General features: G+C 67.4%; 18 protein-coding genes and 1 tRNA gene. 10 read left to right on the top strand and 9 right to left on the bottom strand.

What is annotated here, in order from left to right; translation table 11 throughout:
• Positions 1-42 precede the first annotated feature (42 nt).
• The 7 genes from B7L05_RS15480 to B7L05_RS15450 form a co-directional block, all read right to left on the bottom strand.
• Positions 43-435 carry a DNA-binding protein gene (locus tag B7L05_RS15480; protein ID WP_085811165.1) on the bottom strand — a complete coding sequence of 131 codons (393 nt, stop codon included), beginning with the start codon at positions 433-435 and terminating at the stop codon, positions 43-45.
• 98 nt (positions 436-533) lie between these two features.
• Positions 534-776, bottom strand: coding sequence for a hypothetical protein (locus B7L05_RS15475; protein WP_085811164.1), 243 nt, complete (start codon positions 774-776; stop codon positions 534-536).
• Positions 773-2,518 (bottom strand): site-specific integrase, encoded by a 1,746-nt coding sequence (locus B7L05_RS15470; RefSeq protein WP_179187241.1) that lies wholly within the window; start codon positions 2,516-2,518, stop codon positions 773-775. The genes B7L05_RS15475 and B7L05_RS15470 overlap by 4 nt, the downstream gene beginning before the upstream one ends.
• A gap of 88 nt (positions 2,519-2,606) precedes the next feature.
• A tRNA-Glu gene (locus B7L05_RS15465) sits at positions 2,607-2,681 on the bottom strand.
• Between the two features lie 92 nt (positions 2,682-2,773).
• On the bottom strand, positions 2,774-4,147 hold the full coding sequence (locus B7L05_RS15460; protein WP_085811162.1) for a class II 3-deoxy-7-phosphoheptulonate synthase: 1,374 nt from the start codon (positions 4,145-4,147) through the stop codon (positions 2,774-2,776).
• A 68-nt stretch (positions 4,148-4,215) separates the two neighbouring features.
• Positions 4,216-4,995 (bottom strand): SDR family oxidoreductase, encoded by a 780-nt coding sequence (locus B7L05_RS15455; protein ID WP_085811161.1) that lies wholly within the window; start codon positions 4,993-4,995, stop codon positions 4,216-4,218.
• Between the two features lie 70 nt (positions 4,996-5,065).
• Positions 5,066-6,499, bottom strand: a complete 1,434-nt coding sequence (locus tag B7L05_RS15450; RefSeq protein WP_085811160.1) for a carotenoid oxygenase family protein — start codon at positions 6,497-6,499, stop codon at positions 5,066-5,068.
• Positions 6,500-6,599: 100 nt separating this feature from the next.
• Between B7L05_RS15450 and B7L05_RS15445 the strand changes: the two genes are divergently transcribed.
• The 4 genes from B7L05_RS15445 to B7L05_RS15430 are packed head-to-tail and all read left to right on the top strand — an operon-like array spanning position 6,600 to position 9,820.
• Entirely contained in the window at positions 6,600-7,175 is a 576-nt protein-coding gene (locus B7L05_RS15445; protein WP_085811159.1) for a TetR/AcrR family transcriptional regulator, read from the top strand.
• 9 nt (positions 7,176-7,184) lie between these two features.
• Positions 7,185-7,655 (top strand): Fur family transcriptional regulator, encoded by a 471-nt coding sequence (locus tag B7L05_RS15440; RefSeq protein WP_085811158.1) that lies wholly within the window; start codon positions 7,185-7,187, stop codon positions 7,653-7,655.
• 60 nt (positions 7,656-7,715) lie between these two features.
• The gene (dxs, locus tag B7L05_RS15435) at positions 7,716-9,644 is read left to right on the top strand and encodes a 1-deoxy-D-xylulose-5-phosphate synthase (protein ID WP_085811157.1); all 1,929 of its coding nucleotides are present in this window, start codon (positions 7,716-7,718) and stop codon (positions 9,642-9,644) included.
• Positions 9,641-9,820, top strand: a complete 180-nt coding sequence (locus tag B7L05_RS15430) for a hypothetical protein (protein WP_085811156.1) — start codon at positions 9,641-9,643, stop codon at positions 9,818-9,820. The genes dxs and B7L05_RS15430 overlap by 4 nt, the downstream gene beginning before the upstream one ends.
• Positions 9,821-10,054: 234 nt before the next feature.
• Here the strand turns inward: B7L05_RS15430 and B7L05_RS15425 are convergent, their stop codons facing one another.
• Complete coding sequence (locus tag B7L05_RS15425) at positions 10,055-10,720, bottom strand: alpha/beta hydrolase (RefSeq protein WP_085811155.1); 666 nt, start codon at positions 10,718-10,720, stop codon at positions 10,055-10,057.
• A gap of 177 nt (positions 10,721-10,897) precedes the next feature.
• Here B7L05_RS15425 and B7L05_RS15420 point away from each other — a divergent pair, with 177 nt between their 5' ends.
• The 5 genes from B7L05_RS15420 (at position 10,898) to proC (ending at position 13,931) form a co-directional block, all read left to right on the top strand.
• Positions 10,898-11,632, top strand: coding sequence for a TlyA family RNA methyltransferase (locus B7L05_RS15420; RefSeq protein WP_085811154.1), 735 nt, complete (start codon positions 10,898-10,900; stop codon positions 11,630-11,632).
• Between the two features lie 127 nt (positions 11,633-11,759).
• On the top strand, positions 11,760-12,281 hold the full coding sequence (locus B7L05_RS15415; protein WP_085811199.1) for a TspO/MBR family protein: 522 nt from the start codon (positions 11,760-11,762) through the stop codon (positions 12,279-12,281).
• Positions 12,282-12,307: 26 nt separating this feature from the next.
• Positions 12,308-12,556 (top strand): accessory factor UbiK family protein, encoded by a 249-nt coding sequence (locus B7L05_RS15410; protein ID WP_085811153.1) that lies wholly within the window; start codon positions 12,308-12,310, stop codon positions 12,554-12,556.
• Between the two features lie 60 nt (positions 12,557-12,616).
• Positions 12,617-13,126, top strand: coding sequence for a YbjN domain-containing protein (locus B7L05_RS15405; protein WP_085811152.1), 510 nt, complete (start codon positions 12,617-12,619; stop codon positions 13,124-13,126).
• Positions 13,127-13,133: 7 nt separating this feature from the next.
• Positions 13,134-13,931, top strand: coding sequence for a pyrroline-5-carboxylate reductase (gene proC, locus B7L05_RS15400; protein ID WP_085811151.1), 798 nt, complete (start codon positions 13,134-13,136; stop codon positions 13,929-13,931).
• A gap of 24 nt (positions 13,932-13,955) precedes the next feature.
• On the opposite strand, the gene B7L05_RS15395 is transcribed toward proC, so the two are convergent.
• Positions 13,956-14,447: a MarR family winged helix-turn-helix transcriptional regulator gene (locus tag B7L05_RS15395; RefSeq protein WP_085811150.1), complete on the bottom strand. Its 492-nt coding sequence runs from the start codon at positions 14,445-14,447 to the stop codon at positions 13,956-13,958.
• Between the two features lie 81 nt (positions 14,448-14,528).
• Between B7L05_RS15395 and B7L05_RS15390 the strand changes: the two genes are divergently transcribed.
• Positions 14,529-15,620 (top strand): branched-chain amino acid aminotransferase, encoded by a 1,092-nt coding sequence (locus B7L05_RS15390; RefSeq protein WP_085811149.1) that lies wholly within the window; start codon positions 14,529-14,531, stop codon positions 15,618-15,620.
• Positions 15,621-15,676 lie beyond the last annotated feature (56 nt).

Genomic DNA, 15,676 nt, shown 5'->3' with positions numbered 1-15,676 from the left:
GGGGTCTCCTCGCGAAGCCTGAATCAGATCGCGACACTCACATCAATGGGTCCTGACCCTAGTCACTTCATTCAGCTGTGCGGTCAGGCGTTCCGCGTCGGCCAGCGCAGAGGTCAAACTGAGACTCAGTTGGCGGACTTGCTCCTCAAGCTGCGCGATCGCCAAGTCGGCGCGGTGGCGTTCGTCTGAAACGCCTTGGCTGACGAGCCGGTCGATCGTCTCCTGAATCGTGGTCATTGCGGCCTGGCGCGTCAGCGGTAGAGATTTTTCCTGCAAAGCCTGCCACTCCCTCACGTGCTTCTGCACAGTCGTCTTGCTGCCGCGCCCAAGCCACGACCATGCCTTGTGCCCGGTGATTTTTTCGACGGGTACCTTGTGCGCCGCGAGCGCCTCGCAAGCGGCAAACACGTCGTCTCGAGTCAGCTCGCCCGCCATGAATCAGATGAATCCGTACATACGTACAGCCGTACACTTGCCCCGTTAACGAGGCGTTTCCGAATAGCGAGCCGTTCAGGCTGCATGAGCTGGAGCGACTACACCATGATCACGTGGCGTTCGATACGGATACCCTCAAACTCATGGCCCGGCGGACAGCCGAGCACGAGCATGGGCGCTTGCTTCATGGTTGCGAAAACATCGGAAACCGTGATCGGGCAACCATCGGGCATCGTCGTAGCGCCTTCGGCGGCGGCGTTATGCACGGCGCCGCTGATCGTGTGATGGACACCAAGAAAGCGATCGCCCGGTTCCGCCAGGACGACGAAGCAGGACTTCATGACGTCTTCTTCCAGTCGATGACGCTGAATGCCCGGATGATCGGTTCCCAATCCACCATGTCGAACCTGACACGGTCCAGTTCGCGAGCGAGTGTCTTCAGGCGCGCGCCCACACCGTACCGATCACCGGTTGTGACGCCGGCGTGGCCCATGATCTGATCCATGATGTATTTCTCGATCGTCGCGTCGCGCGCCATGTCCTTGAAGTTGTGCCGGAGACTATGAAAGCTGATACGCGGATTGTCGCTCACAACGCGGTCGATGACCCGGTTCGCGACCCTCGAGGCGGCCTGACAGAGCTTGTCGAACTTGTTCGGCTTCAGGTCTGGGAACAACCGGGTTTCACCTGCCTTTCGCAGCACTGCGACGTAATCGTCGAACCCAAGCTGCAGGACAAGATCGTGCAACGGGATCATGCGGCGGGACGTCTCGTTCTTCACGCGCGCGTCGATGCCGAGGTCGAGGTAACGAATGCCGTCATCCGTCTTCACATTTGACAACTCGGTCTGGCCGATCTCTTCGATCCGTGCGCCGTTGGTCAGGCCGAGAAGGAATAGCCAGGCAAGCGTGCGGTCGCTCACCGTGTCCCGCGTGGAGCGCCATCGTTCCGGCTTTACGAACAGGTCGCTGCCGAACAGCCGACCCAGCTCGTCGTCGAGGAAGGGGCGCTTCGCGCCGGTATTCTTTGAGTAGCCTTCGATGCGTATACCCGCGCCGATACTCGCCTCGATCCAGCGCTGATTGAAAGCGTAGGTCAACAATGCCTGCAGGTGTCCCACCCTGCGCTTCACCGATGCTGGCGCGACCTTCTGGTCATCGCTGTCGGCATATTTCGCGAGGCGGCTGGTGAAGCTCAGGTCGCGATCGGCCTTCGGCATCGCTTTGGGCAACGAGGCGACCACGTCGCGGAAGTTGTAGAGGTGGTCGACGGTGATGCGGCTGACCGGAATGTCGCCAGCATAGTCGATGAAGTCCGCAATCGTGGTCGAGGCCTCGTGAACGCCTTGCGCCCCCGGGGACGGCGTTTTCGTTTTCCACGCTTCGAAGAGCTCGCACAGCGTCATATCGGATCGAAGCCGGGTCGCGGTGTGGCGAAGCGGCGACGCCAGCAGCTTCCGCAACGCGGCCTGTTCACGCTCTACGGCGTCAGTGATGGCATCCATGATGGCCAGGTCGTTCTCGGTCGAGCGGGCGAGGTCGTCAAAGGCGCCTCGCCCCCCGCCGAGGCGGCCGTGGACCCACAGGATCATGTGTTCCGCCATGAACAACGAGTCTGCACGCGACCGGGTGCGCACGACGCGCATCCACACGTCGCCGGCGAGGCGTTCGGGATCGAGGCGGGCAAGCCCCTCCATGGTCGCATCTGTAAGGGGCACCGGGCGGGCGCCGGGCAGGATCGATGAAGCGGCCTCCTCCGACCAGAAGATGTTTGCCAGCACCGGGAATCCGTCGACACGGGTGCCCCGTTCCGTCGCGGCGATCCGCGCTACCGCGTCAGCCGCGGATCGCGGGGTCAGCTTCGCGCTCGAGACGCGCTGTGCGATCGCGGCGCGGGCCTTGACGAACATGTCCTCGAGTTCGGCGTTGATCGCCGGGAAGAGCCGCCGCGCCTCGTCAGGATCCTTGGTCTCGAGCGACCGCTTCCACAGCTGCCGACCGCCGAACTCGGCACGCAGGCCTGCCGGGATCTGCCGCCGCAGATAGAATGTGCCTGTCTGTGGGTGCCGCCAGGGCGTTGCCATTGCCACCATCGTCCGCTGTACCTTCTCGCTGTACCAGCGGGAGGTGAAACCAACGTAAAAGCTGGTTTTCTGCGGATTCAACCGACGATGGTGACCCCTACGGGAATCGAACCCGTGTTTTCGCCGTGAGAGGGCGACGTCCTAACCGCTAGACGAAGGGGCCGTGCGAGCGGAAGCGGCGCCTCTAGGGCGCGCGAGCGGCGCCGTCAAGCGGCCGCGCGCGTCCCCCGGCCATTAGGCCGCGCCGCCCCGCCGTCAGGCGGCGACCTTGCGGCGCTCGGCCATTTCGGCGTTGAGCATCTCGGCCAATAGAAAGGCAAGCTCGAGGCTCTGGCTGGCGTTCAGCCGCGGGTCGCAGTGCGTGTGATAGCGATCGGCCAGGCTCTGCTCGGTGACGTCCACTGCGCCGCCGGTGCATTCGGTCACGTTCTGCCCCGTCATCTCGGCGTGGATGCCGCCGGCGTGTGTGCCCTCGGCGCGGTGGATCGCGAAGAAGCCGCGCACTTCGGCAAGGATGCGGTCGAACGGCCGCGTCTTGTAGCCGTTGGCGGCCTTGACGACGTTGCCGTGCATCGGGTCGCAGCTCCACACCACCGGATGCCCCTCGCGCGTCACCGCGCGCAACAAGCGCGGGAAGGCGGCCTCAATCTTGTCGTAGCCGTAGCGGGTGATGAGCGTGATCCGCCCCGGCACGCGCGCCGGGTTGAGCGTGTCGAGCATCCGCAGCAGCGCGTCGGGCTCGAGGCTCGGCCCGCACTTCAGCCCGATCGGGTTGCCGATGCCGCGCAGGAATTCGACGTGCGCCGATCCCTCGAAACGCGTGCGATCGCCGATCCACAGGAAATGCGCCGACGTGTCGTACCAATCGCCGGTCAGCGAATCCTGCCGCGTCATCGCCTCCTCGTACGGCAGCAGCAGTGCCTCGTGGCTGGTGTAGAAGCTGGTCTGCGCCAGCTGCGGCACCGTCTCGGGATCGATCCCGCACGCCGCCATGAATTCCAGCGCCTCGCCGATCCGGTCGGCGGTCTCGGTATATTTCTTCGCCCACGGGCTGCGGCCCATGAAATCGTGCGTCCAGCGATGCACCTGCGCGAGATTGGCGTAGCCGCCCTGCGCGAACGCACGCAGCAGGTTCTGCGTCGCCGCCGACTGGTTGTAGCCACGGATCATCCGGTCGGGATCGGGCTGGCGCCCGTCGAGCGTGAAGGCGATGTCGTTGACGTTGTCGCCGCGGTAGCTCGGCAACTCGACGCCGTCGATCACCTCGGTCGGCGCGGAGCGCGGCTTGGCGAACTGCCCCGCCATCCGCCCCAGCTTCACCACCGGCAGCTTCGACGCGAAGGTCAGCACCACCGCCATCTGGAGGATCACGCGGAACGTGTCGCGGATGTTGTTGGGGTGGAATTCGGCGAAGCTTTCCGCGCAGTCGCCGCCCTGCAGCAGGAACGCCTCGCCCGCCGCGACGCGCGCCAGATCGTGCGTCAGGTTGCGCGCCTCGCCCGCGAACACCAGCGGCGGATAGCCGCGCAGCGTCTGCGTCGCCGCGGTCAGCGCGGCAGCGTCGGGATAGTCGGGCAGCTGGCGGGCTTCGTGTGCGGTCCAGCTATCGGGGGCCCAATTGGTGGCCATGGCAGAAATCCTTTCGGCGCGCGCCAATGCGGCAAAGCGCGCGCCCGTGCAAACAAGCTAAGGTTGGCTCATAGCACGCCGGGGTATCCGCCGCCATCGATCAGCAAGCTCTGCCCGGTGATATAGCCCGCCTGCGCCGAGCACAGGAAGGCGCACGCCGCGCCAAATTCGGCCGGATCGCCGAAGCGCTTCGCCGGGATCCGCTCTTGCCCGCGCGCCTTGGCGGTGTCGACGTCGATCCCCTGCGCCTTGGCGGCGAACCCCATCACCCCCTCGATCCGCCGCGTCGCGAACAGGCCGGGGAGCAGGAAGTTGATCGTGACGTTCGCCCCCGCCACCTCGCGCGCGACGCCGGCGAGGAACCCGGTCAGCCCGATCCGCGCGCCGCTCGACAGGTCGAGCCCCGTCGTCACCGATTTGACGGAGGAGGAGGTGATGCACACGACCCGTCCGAAGCGCCGCTCGACCATTCCGTCGATGACCTGCTGCACCAGCCGGATCGGCGTCACCATATTGGCGTCGAGCCCGGCGTGGATCGCGTCGGCGTCGAGATCGCGGAAGCCGCGCGGCGGCGGCCCGCCGTTGTTGTTGACGAGGATGTCGGGCGTGCCCGCCGCCTGGACCAGCGCCGCCTGCACGCCCGCGTCGCCGATGTCGCCCGCGACCGTCTCGATCGTCGCGCCGGTCTCGTCACGGATCGCTGCGGCGGCGTGGTCGAGCGCCTGTGTCTCGCGCCCGTTCATCACCACGCGGCAGCCCGCGCGCGCCAGTTCGGTGGCGCACGCGCGGCCCAGCCCATGGCTCGAGGCGCAGACGATCGCGGTCCTGCCCGAAAGCCCGAGGTCCATTCGCTCTTCTCCCGTTCGTTCGGGAAAAGGCCTTAGGCGATCGCGCGCATCCCCGTCACGCCCGCCGTTCTCACTGGCGGGGTAACCAGTTGCCGTGGAAGCCCGGCGGGATGCGATGCGGGATGCGGATGCTCGCCACCGGCGCGCCCACGAAATCTCGCGCGTCGATGATCGCGAGGTCGGTCGTCTCGTTGGGAAGGTCGACGACCAGCCCGATCAGCCAGCCCTCGTCCTCGCCCGCCCCGGCATGCGCGGGCACGAACACGAACTCGCCCGGATAGCGCCCCGCGCCGAACTCGTGCACCTCGCGCGTCCCCGCCGCCAGATCGTGCTTGTACAGCCGCGTCGCGCCGATGACTTCGTCCACCTCCTCGTCGGGCAGCGCCATCGTGTAGGCGAAACGATACGGCTGGCCGAACCGCCGCTCGTCGGGGCGCGGAAATTCCTGCGGCGCGGCGTCGATCGTGCGGATCGCGACGGTGCGCGTCACCGGATCGACCGTCCAGCGCTCGAGCCCGCGGCTGCGCCCGTTCGGCCCCTCGGCGCCACCGGCAAACATCGTCTCGAACGCGCACACGTCCATCACCACGCGCCCGTCGGCGTCGTCATAGGCGTTGGCGACGTGGAAGACGTAACCCGGCGCCACGTCGCACCAGATCACGTCGCCGTCACCGCCGCCGCGCGGCAGCAGGCCGACGCGCGCGCGATGATCGGGGTTCCAGCGGTACGGAAAGCGATGCCCGCCGATCAGCGCCTTCATCGAGAAGGTGACGGGCAGGTCGAGGATGATCGCGTAGCGCTGCGTGATCGCGCAGTCGTGGATCGACGGCCCGTGCGCGACGGTGATCGGTTCCTCGCGCGTCACCCGGCCGTCGGCGTCGATCACGACGTGGCGGATCGTCGTCGGATTGGTGCCCTCATAAGCGATCGCGTGATGCTCGCCGGTCAGCGGGTCGCGGTGCGGATGCGCGGTGAACGATCCCTCCAGCGTGCCATCGAACGGGTTGTAGGTCTGGTCGCCCAGCTCCTCGCCCAGTTCGACCGGATAGCTTCCCGCCTCGACCAGCGCGAAGGTGCGCCCGCCGATCTCGACGACATTGGTGTTGACGGTATCGAACCCGCCGTGCCGCGGCCCCGGTGCTGGCCGCTCGCCCAATGCCGCCGCGACCGACTGTGACCGAATCCAGCGGTTGCGATACCACAGCGCGCGCCCGTCGGCGATCGCAACGCCGTGCACCATGCCATCGCCGGTGAACCAGTGATAACCCGCCGCCTCAGGCGCGACCGGGTTCGGCCCGATCCGCAGATACCGCCCGTCGAGCGCCGCGGGGATCGTCCCCGTTACCGCCAGGTCGACGATCGTGCGCTCCTCGGAAAGCGGCGCGTGGATGCCTTCCAGGAACGGATTGCGCGTGTCCGGCATGCGGCGGCGGTTGAAGCCGGCGACGGCCTCGATGCCCTTGCCCACAACGGACCGGATGGCGGTTTCGACGGTGCTGGCCACGACGACTCTCCTCGATGTGTATGGCGTAAACATACATAAGATGTGAACATTGTCAACAAGCCGGTTGAACCGTGCGCTGCGATCTTGCTACCGGGCGGCGATGAGTGCTCGACCCTATCACCACGGCGACCTGCGCAGCGCGCTGATCGAGGCCGGCGTCGCCGCGGTAGAGGCGAGCGGGGCGGACGCGCTGTCACTGCGCGAGCTTGCACGCACCGTCGGCGTCAGCCCGACCGCGGTCTACCGCCATTTCCCCGACAAGCAGGCGCTAGTCGCGGCCCTGGCGCGCGTTGCGCTCGATCGGCTCGCCGCGTCGCAGGCCGCTGCCGCGCAGGCGGCGGGGGGCGGGAAGGCGGGTTTCCAGGCGACGGGCGCGGCCTATGTCCGCTTCGCGCTCGCCAACCCGGGCCTGTTCCGCCTGTTCACCGCGCATCCCTTCGATGCGATCGCGCCGGCCGACGACGCCTCGGTCGATGCAATGGCGATGCTCCAGGCGAACGCCGCCGCGCTCGCGCCGCCCTCGGTTGATCCGGCGATCTTCGCGCTCCAGTCCTGGTCGCTCGTCCACGGCCTCGCGATGCTGCTGCTTGATCGGCACGTCACGCTCGACGATGCCGCGATCGACGCCGTCGTCGATCTTCACGTCGAACTTGCTGCGAGCGGTGCGGCGACCTAAATCTCGATCATGGCCCACGCGCATCACCATCACGAGCCGCAGGGCGACGATCTCGCCACCGCCGCACAGGCGACGCTTGAGCGCGCGGGAGAACAGTGGACCGCGATGCGCGCGAGCGTGTTCGGTGCGCTCGCCGGCTTCGCCAAGCCCGCCAGCGCCTATGACATCGCCGATGCGGTTTCCAGGTCGGAGGGGCGGCGCGTCGCGGCCAACAGCGTCTATCGCATCCTCGACCTGTTCGTCGGCGCGAACCTCGCGCGCAAGGTGGAGAGTGCGAACGCCTATGTCGCCAACGCGCATCCCGATTGCCTGCACGATTGCATCTTCCTCGTCTGCGACAGCTGCGGGCAGACGACGCATCTCGACGACGATCGCGTCACCGGCGGCGTTCGCCACGCCGCACAAGAGGCGGGCTTCACTCCCGTTCGCCCGGTGATCGAAGTGCGCGGTCGCTGCGCCGCCTGCGCGGGTGCGGCATAGTAGTTCTCGGCCAGTCGGTAGCATTCGACACGATCGGCGCGCTCGGCTAAGCATGAAAAGATGACCGATCTGCCTCAGACGCCGCTGCTCGATACAGTTTCGACGCCGGCCGATCTTCGGAAACTGGCCCCCGAACAGCTGCGTCAGCTCGCCGACGAGCTGCGGCAGGAAACGATCAGTGCAGTCGGCACGACTGGCGGCCACCTCGGCTCGGGGCTGGGCGTCGTCGAGCTCACCACCGCGATCCACTATGTCTTCGATACGCCGCGCGATCGGCTGATCTGGGACGTCGGTCACCAATGCTATCCGCACAAGATCCTTACCGGGCGGCGCGATCGTATTCGCACGCTGCGGCAGGGCGGGGGGCTCAGCGGATTCACCAAGCGTAGCGAGAGCGAGTACGATCCGTTCGGCGCGGCGCATAGCTCGACGTCGATCTCCGCCGCGCTCGGCTTCGCCATCGCCAACAAGATCGCCGGTCAGCCGGGCAAGGCGATCGCGGTGATCGGCGACGGCGCGATGTCCGCCGGCATGGCGTATGAGGCGATGAACAACGCGGAGGCGGCGGGCAACCGCCTCGTCGTGATCCTCAACGATAACGACATGTCGATCGCGCCGCCGGTCGGCGGACTATCGGCCTATCTCTCGCGCATCGTGTCGAGCCGCGAGTTCCTGTCGGTGCGCGAACTGATGAAGAAGGTCGCGCGCCGCTTGCCGCGCCCGTTCCACAATGCCGCGCGCAAGACCGACGAATTTGCCCGCGGGATGACGATGGGCGGCACGCTGTTCGAGGAACTGGGCTTCTACTACGTCGGCCCCATCGACGGGCATAACCTCGAACACCTCATCCCGGTGCTCGAGAACGTGCGCGATGCGGAGGAAGGCCCGATCCTGGTCCACGTCGTGACCAAGAAGGGCAAGGGCTATGCCCCGGCCGAGGCCGCGTCGGACAAATATCACGGCGTGCAGAAGTTCGACGTCATCACCGGCGCGCAGGCGAAGGCGCCGCCGGGGCCGCCGGCCTACCAGAACGTGTTCGGCGACGCGCTTGCCGACGAGGCGGATCGCGATCCCCGGATCTGCGCGATAACCGCGGCAATGCCCGGTGGCACCGGCGTCGATCGCTTCGCGCAACGCCATCCCGATCGCGCGTTCGACGTCGGCATTGCCGAGCAGCACGGCGTGACCTTCGCCGCCGGCCTCGCCGCGCAGGGAATGCGCCCGTTCTGCGCGATCTATTCCACCTTCCTCCAGCGCGCCTACGATCAGGTCGTGCACGACGTCGCGATCCAGAACCTGCCGGTGCGCTTCGCGATCGACCGCGCCGGGCTGGTCGGCGCGGATGGCGCGACGCACGCGGGATCGTTCGACATCACCTATCTCGCCAGCCTGCCCAATTTCGTTGTCATGGCGGCGGCGGACGAGGCGGAGCTCGTCCACATGACGCACACCTGCGTCGAGCATGATTCGGGGCCGATCGCGGTGCGCTATCCGCGTGGCAATGGCGTCGGGGTGCCGCTGCCCATCACGCCCGAGCGGCTCGAGATCGGCAAGGGCCGAATCGTGCGCGAGGGCAAGACCGTCGCGATCCTCTCGCTCGGCACGCGCCTCGCCGAAGCGATGAAGGCCGCCGAGCAGCTCGAGGCGAAGGGGCTCTCGACCACCGTCGCCGACCTGCGCTTCGCCAAGCCGCTCGACGAGGCGATGATCCGCCGTCTGCTCGCGACGCACCAGGTCGCCGTGACGATCGAGGAAGGGTCGATCGGCGGGCTAGGCGCGCACGTGCTGACCATGGCGTCGGACGAGGGGCTGATCGATGGCGGGCTCAAGCTGCGCACGCTGCGCCTGCCCGACGTGTTCCAGGATCAGGACAAGCCCGAGGCGCAATATGCCGCCGCCGGGCTAGACGCCGACGGCATTGTGCGCACCGTCCTCAAGGCGCTGCGCTGGAACGAGGAAGGCGCGGGGGCCGTCGGCGCGCGCGCGTGAGTGGCTGGACCAAGGTCTTCCTCGCCACCGCGATCATGGTCGTCGCGCTGGCGGGCTTCAATCTCGCCCTGTGGCGCCGCCTGCGCGAAGCCCGTCGCCGCGCCGCGATAGAGCGGCCCGACGACGCTGATCCTGCGACTCAGGTGGCGGTTAAGCCGGCGCCGGAAAGCGACTGAACCCGCGGCGCAGGGCCGGGTCAGGCGCAACCGCTCGTCCGTGATCCGTCGGTGGCCTCGCGCTACGGAGACTTGCGTTGCGCTCGGTCAGTGCCCGGCAAACCGCGCGATCGACGACCGACGAAGCGATCTAGGGAAGCGACGCCGTTTCGGCTGCGATGCGCCGCGGGACCCGCATCGAAGCACTCTTCAGGCCCTCGTGCACTACACACGAACCCCACCTGAAGTCCCACCTTATGCCCGCAAAATAGTGCCTGGAACATCCACCGGACGAGTCAATATTGACCGTGCATCGCCCGGTGTCCGCGCCTCGCCGTGCGGTCCGCCGGCAGCCTCGATCACCCGGCCGAGCAACTCCTGGCCCTCAGGCCACCAGCCAAGTCCACTCGCCGCATTGAGGTGCCCCTGCGCGCCGGCGTCGATGAAGTGGCTGCCCCAGTCGACCGCCAAGCTGTGCGCCCGCTCGATCGTGATCCACGGATCGTCCGTGCTCGCGACGAGGATCGACGGGAATGGCAGGGACGTTTTGGGGGCGGGCGCAAAGGTCGCCAGTTCGGGCGGCGCGTCGTCGCGATCGACGTCGGCCGGGGCGACCAGCAGCGCACCGGCGACCGGCCAGCCGTAGGGCTGCGGGCTCAGCGTCGCCCACCACGCGATCGCCTGGCATCCCAGGCTGTGGCCGACCAGGATCACCGGCGCCTGCGCCTGCGCGATCGCCTGGTCGAGCTTCGTTACCCAGGCGTTGCGATGCGGCGTGTCCCACATCCCTAGCTCGACGCGACGCGTGTCGAGCCGGCTCTGCTCCCACAGGGTCTGCCAGTGCGCTGGGCCGGAATTGCCCAGCCCGGGAACGGTCAGCACCGTTGGTCGATTGAAAAGGTCGGACGAAAAACGGCCCATGGCACTATCCTCTTCGTCGAAGAGGCCGCGTTGCCGGTGCTCTAGGGGGACGCCCGGCACCGCGACCCCACTGTTTTGGTATACTCCTCTAAATTGATAGGCAATGACTTCCGTTCCGTCGGATCGCCCAACCGCCCACCGCTTGCGACGAACGGCCATAACCGCGATAGGAATTGGATGGCCAAGATACGCGCGGATCAACTGCTGGTCGATCGCGGCCTCGCCGAATCGCGGACGCGTGCGCAGGCGCTGATTATGGCGGGGCTGGTGTTCGCCGGCACGCGCAAGATCGAGAAGCCGGGGCAGACGCTCGCGCCCGATGCGGCGCTCGACGTGCGCGGGCGGGATCATCCGTGGGTGTCGCGCGGCGGGATCAAGCTGGCACACGGGCTCGATCACGCCGGCTGGGACGTCGCCGGTATGGTCGCGATCGACGTCGGCTCCTCCACCGGTGGCTTCACCGACGTGCTGCTGACGCGCGGCGCCGCACGCGTCTACGCGGTCGACAGCGGCACCAACCAACTCGCCTGGAAGCTACGCCAGGATCCGCGCGTCGTCGTCCACGAACAGACCAGCGCACGTGTCCTCACGCCCGCCCACATCCCCGAACCGGTCGACCTCATCGTCTGCGATGCGAGCTTCATCGGCATCGCCAAGGTGCTCGATGTGCCGCTCGGTTTCGCCAAGCCCAAGGCGCGCGCGATGACGCTGGTGAAGCCGCAGTTCGAGGCCGGACGCGACGAGGTCGGCAAAGGCGGCGTGGTCCGCGATCCCCTCGTACACCAGCGCGTCTGCGACGAGGTCGCGGCATGGTTCGAGAGCAAGGGATGGCAGGTCGAGAGCCTCAGCTCCAGCCCGATCACCGGCCCCGAAGGCAATGTCGAGTTCCTGATGGCGGCGACGCGCGGGTGATCGCTGTCCAATATTGAAGCAACCCGGCGCCCGCATGGCAGTTTACGCCCCGATGCGTGCGTGATTATGCCCGCGAAACGATCGTGGAGGTACTGTGGGCGGCATTGCATCGAAGGCTCAGCTGCGGATGTCGTTTGCGCGCTGGGCGCTGCTGTGCGTTCCACTGATCGTCCTGCTTGGCTTTTTGTCGGGACGCAGCGTCGCTTCGGGTGACGAGAACGCCTGGTATCAGGCGCTGGTGAAGCCGGCGCTTACCCCGCCAGGCTGGGTGTTCCCCTTCGCGTGGACGACGCTCTACATCCTCCTCGGCCTCGCGCTGGCGATGATCCTCAACGCACGCGGTGCCCGCGGCCGCGCCGCTGCCGTCGCGCTGTTCGCGGCGCAATTCGCGCTCAACCTCGCCTGGACGCCGTTGTTCTTCGGCGCGCATCGCGTCACCGCCGCGCTGCTGGTGATCCTCGCGATCCTGACGCTGTCGGTCGCGACCACCTTCGCTTTCGCGCGCATCCGGCGCCAGGCGGCATGGCTGCTGGTGCCCTATCTCGTCTGGCTGAGCTTCGCCGCCGGGCTCAACTGGCGGATCGGGCAGCTCAATCCCGACGCGCAAAGCCTTGTGCCGGGCGCGCGAACGTCCCAAGTCATCGGTTGAGTTTCCTTTCCGAAAGGCGTTGCGCGATGCAGTCCGAAAACCGGCTGTTCGATGATCTGGTGAAGTTCGTAAACGGTGCCGCGGGTACCGTCGCCGGTGTCGGGCGCGAGGCGCAGTTTGGTGCGCGCGAGCGCGCACGCGAGTGGATCGGCGGGCTCGATTTCGTCTCGCGGGACGAGTTCGAGGTGGTGAAGGCGATGGCGGCTGCGGCGCGCGACGAGGCCGATGCGCTGCGCGCGCGGCTCGACGCGCTCGAGTTGAAGCAGCAGGGTTGAGCGTCGGAGACGGCGCAGCCCGCTTTGCCTATCGCGGCGAAGTCGTGCGATAAGGTGGTGATGCTCGACGAAGCCGACCACGAACAGGAACCCGAAGCCCCGCTCGACATGCTCGAGAGCTATTTCGCCGCGCACGGCTGGTCGTTCGATCGCAACGACGACGAGATCAGCGCGACGGTGAAGGGCAGTTGGACCGAGTATGAACTCCGCGCGCTGTGGCGCGAGGAAGACGGCGTGCTGCAGTTCCTCGCCTTCCCCGACGTCAAGGTGCCCGAGCAGTCGCGCGCCGCGGTGTACGAGGCGATCGGGCTCGCGAACGAGCAGCTTTGGCTCGGCCATTTCGAACTGTGGTCGTCGAGCGGCATCCTCCTGTACCGGCATGCCGCACTGATTGATCAGGACGACGACGAGGAAGTGATGCTGACGCTCGACGCCGCGAGCACGCTGATCGAGACGGCGATCGACGAGTGCGAGCGCTTCTATCCCGTGTTCCAGTTCGTCCTGTGGGGCGGCAAGTCGCCGCGCGACGCGATCGCCGCGGCGCTCATCGACACGCAGGGCGAGGCTTGATCGCCGCATGACCTTTCCGGCTTCTCTGTGGCTTGTCGGATGCGGCAACATGGGCGGCGCGATGCTGCGCGGGTGGCTCGGCGCGGGCATGGATCCGGCGGTCGTGACGGTGATCGATCCCGGTGTGTCGGCGCTGGCGCCCGGCGTGCGTTGTGTGCCCACCCCGCCAGCGGACACTGCGCCGGAGGTTCTGGTGCTCGCGGTCAAGCCGCAGTTGCTCGACGTGGTCGCACCGGATCTGGCACGGGTTCGCCCCGCGATGCTCCTCTCGATCCTCGCCGGGGTGGAAGAAGAAACACTTGCCGCCAGGATTCCCGCGGCTTCGATTGTGCGTGCCATGCCCAATCTGCCTGTCGCGATCGGCAAGGGCGTAACCGCGCTGCATGCCGCCACGGCGACCGATGCCGCGTGCGCTACGGCAGAGGCGCTCGTCGCGCCGCTCGGCAAGGTCGAGTGGATCGCCGACGAGCAGATGTTCGATGCCGTCACCGCGCTATCGGGGTGCGGGCCGGGCTTCGTCTTCCGCTTCATCGATGCGCTTGCCGCCGCGGGCGCCAAGCTCGGGCTACCGGATGATCAGGCGGCGCGGCTCGCGCTCGCGACGGTGGAGGGGGCTGCGGCGATGGCGAGCGGCGCATCGGAGAGCCCGGGCGTACTCGCCGATCGTGTCGCAAGCCCGGGCGGCTCGACCCGCGAAGGGCTCAACGTCCTCGATCGCGACGCGGCGCTCAACGGCCTGCTTGCCGCGACGCTCGCCGCCAGCCGTGATCGCAACGCGACCCTAGCAGCCGCGGCCCGCGGCTGAATCTCGGCCGCACGCGGCTAAGGCTCAGTTGCCGCGAAGCGCCTCGACACGGGCGATTTCCTCGTCAGGGATCAGGCCTTCGAGCACCGCCCAGAAGCCGCTCACCGCGCCCTGTCCCGCCTTGGAATAGGCCGTTGCCAGCCGCTCACGCAGCGCGTCGTACAGTTCGGCCTCGAATGCCGCGCCGGCTTCGGTGAGGTGCAGCAGCCGCTGGCGACGATCACGCTCGCCCGGCCGCGCCTCGACCAGGCCGCGATCGGTCAGCTCGCCCAACACGCGGCCGAGCGACTGTTTGGTGATCCCCAGCAGCGCCAGAAGATCCGAGACGGCCATGTTGGGCTTGCGCGCGATGAAGTACAGCGCGCGGTGATGCGCGCGCCCCAATCCGTGCCGCGCGAGACCGCGATCGATCGACCGGGTGACGTGCGCATTGCCGAAATACAGTAGCTCAAGCCCGCGACGGATCTCGGGTTCGCGCAGGAAAAGCGGCGAGGCGGAGGACGTTGGGGCAGCCATGTTGACCGGCCTTGCCATCGGCCCTACCCGACCGCAACCTTCAACGGCGGCGTTTTTTCCGCGCCGCAGGAGCCGCAACTCGTGCCGACGCCTTCTCCCTTCGCCTTCGAGCCAAACACCGCGCCGATCCCGGCGAACGAGCGCGCCGCACGGATCGCCGACCCCGGCTTCGGCCGCGTCTTCACCGATCACATGGCGCTGATCCGCTGGAACGAGGCAAAGGGCTGGCACGACGCGAAGATCACCGCGCGCACGGCGCTGACGGTCGACCCGGCGACCGCGGTGCTTCATTATGCGCAGGAGATTTTCGAGGGGCTCAAGGCGTATCGTCACGATGACGGCAGCGTCGCGCTGTTCCGCCCGTACGACAATGCCCGCCGTTTCCGCGATTCGGCGCGGCGCATGGCGATGGCCGAGCTTCCCGAGGAGCTATTCGTCGGTTCGATCGAGGCGCTGGTAAAGGCCGATGCCGACTGGTTTCCCGCGATCGATGGTGGTTCGCTGTATCTGCGCCCGTTCATGATTGCGAGCGAGGTGTTCCTGGGCGTGAAGCCGGCGGCGGAATATCTCTACATGGTGCTTGCCTCGTCGGCGGGCTCGTACTGGAAGGGCGGGGTGCGGCCGATCTCGCTGTGGGTCAGCCACGATTACTCGCGCGCGGCGCCGGGGGGCACGGGCGCGGCGAAGTGCGGCGGCAATTACGCCACCAGCCTCGTCGCGCAGTCCGAAGCGATCCGGCGCGGCTGCGACCAGGTGGTGTTCCTCGATGCGACCGAGCGACGCTGGATCGAGGAGCTGGGCGGCATGAACATCTTTTTCGTGTTCGACGACGGATCGATCCAGACGCCGGCGCTGACCGGCACGATCCTGCCCGGAATCACGCGCGATTCGATCCTGACGCTCGCGCGCGACGCCGGGCTGACGGTGCGTGAGGAGCCCTATTCAATCGATGCGTGGCGTGCCGATGCGGCGAGCGGTCGCCTGGTCGAGAGTTTCGCCTGCGGCACCGCCGCGGTGGTGACGCCGATCGGCGCGGTGAACGGGCCCGATTACGCCTTCACGATCGGCACCGGCGGTACTGGCCAGACGACGCAGCGCTTCCTCGATCAGCTCGGCGCGATTCAGCGCGGGCGGGCGAGCGATCGGCACGGCTGGATCCATCCGGTCGCCTGATCGGCATTTCCAAAGAATTGCACTTCGCGCGCGCACGCTTTAGGGGCGCGCGTCTG

The organism is Sphingomonas sp. TZW2008 (assembly GCF_002117915.1).
Lineage (GTDB): Bacteria > Pseudomonadota > Alphaproteobacteria > Sphingomonadales > Sphingomonadaceae > Sphingomonas.
Note: the sequence above shows the minus strand (reverse complement) of the source record. Positions and strands in the feature narration are given on the sequence as shown.

Excerpts from the sequence above, each read along its gene's own strand:
- B7L05_RS15480 (WP_085811165.1), bottom strand. The coding sequence starts at position 435 with ATGGCGGGCGAGCTGACTCGAGACGACGTGTTTGCCGCTTGCGAGGCG.
- B7L05_RS15475 (WP_085811164.1), bottom strand. The coding sequence starts at position 776 with ATGAAGTCCTGCTTCGTCGTCCTGGCGGAACCGGGCGATCGCTTTCTT.
- B7L05_RS15470 (WP_179187241.1), bottom strand. The coding sequence starts at position 2,518 with ATGGCAACGCCCTGGCGGCACCCACAGACAGGCACATTCTATCTGCGG.
- B7L05_RS15460 (WP_085811162.1), bottom strand. The coding sequence starts at position 4,147 with ATGGCCACCAATTGGGCCCCCGATAGCTGGACCGCACACGAAGCCCGC.
- B7L05_RS15455 (WP_085811161.1), bottom strand. The coding sequence starts at position 4,995 with ATGGACCTCGGGCTTTCGGGCAGGACCGCGATCGTCTGCGCCTCGAGC.
- B7L05_RS15445 (WP_085811159.1), top strand. The coding sequence starts at position 6,600 with ATGAGTGCTCGACCCTATCACCACGGCGACCTGCGCAGCGCGCTGATC.
- B7L05_RS15440 (WP_085811158.1), top strand. The coding sequence starts at position 7,185 with ATGGCCCACGCGCATCACCATCACGAGCCGCAGGGCGACGATCTCGCC.
- dxs (WP_085811157.1), top strand. The coding sequence starts at position 7,716 with ATGACCGATCTGCCTCAGACGCCGCTGCTCGATACAGTTTCGACGCCG.
- B7L05_RS15425 (WP_085811155.1), bottom strand. The coding sequence starts at position 10,720 with ATGGGCCGTTTTTCGTCCGACCTTTTCAATCGACCAACGGTGCTGACC.
- B7L05_RS15420 (WP_085811154.1), top strand. The coding sequence starts at position 10,898 with ATGGCCAAGATACGCGCGGATCAACTGCTGGTCGATCGCGGCCTCGCC.
- B7L05_RS15415 (WP_085811199.1), top strand. The coding sequence starts at position 11,760 with ATGTCGTTTGCGCGCTGGGCGCTGCTGTGCGTTCCACTGATCGTCCTG.
- B7L05_RS15410 (WP_085811153.1), top strand. The coding sequence starts at position 12,308 with ATGCAGTCCGAAAACCGGCTGTTCGATGATCTGGTGAAGTTCGTAAAC.
- B7L05_RS15405 (WP_085811152.1), top strand. The coding sequence starts at position 12,617 with ATGCTCGACGAAGCCGACCACGAACAGGAACCCGAAGCCCCGCTCGAC.
- proC (WP_085811151.1), top strand. The coding sequence starts at position 13,134 with ATGACCTTTCCGGCTTCTCTGTGGCTTGTCGGATGCGGCAACATGGGC.
- B7L05_RS15395 (WP_085811150.1), bottom strand. The coding sequence starts at position 14,447 with ATGGCTGCCCCAACGTCCTCCGCCTCGCCGCTTTTCCTGCGCGAACCC.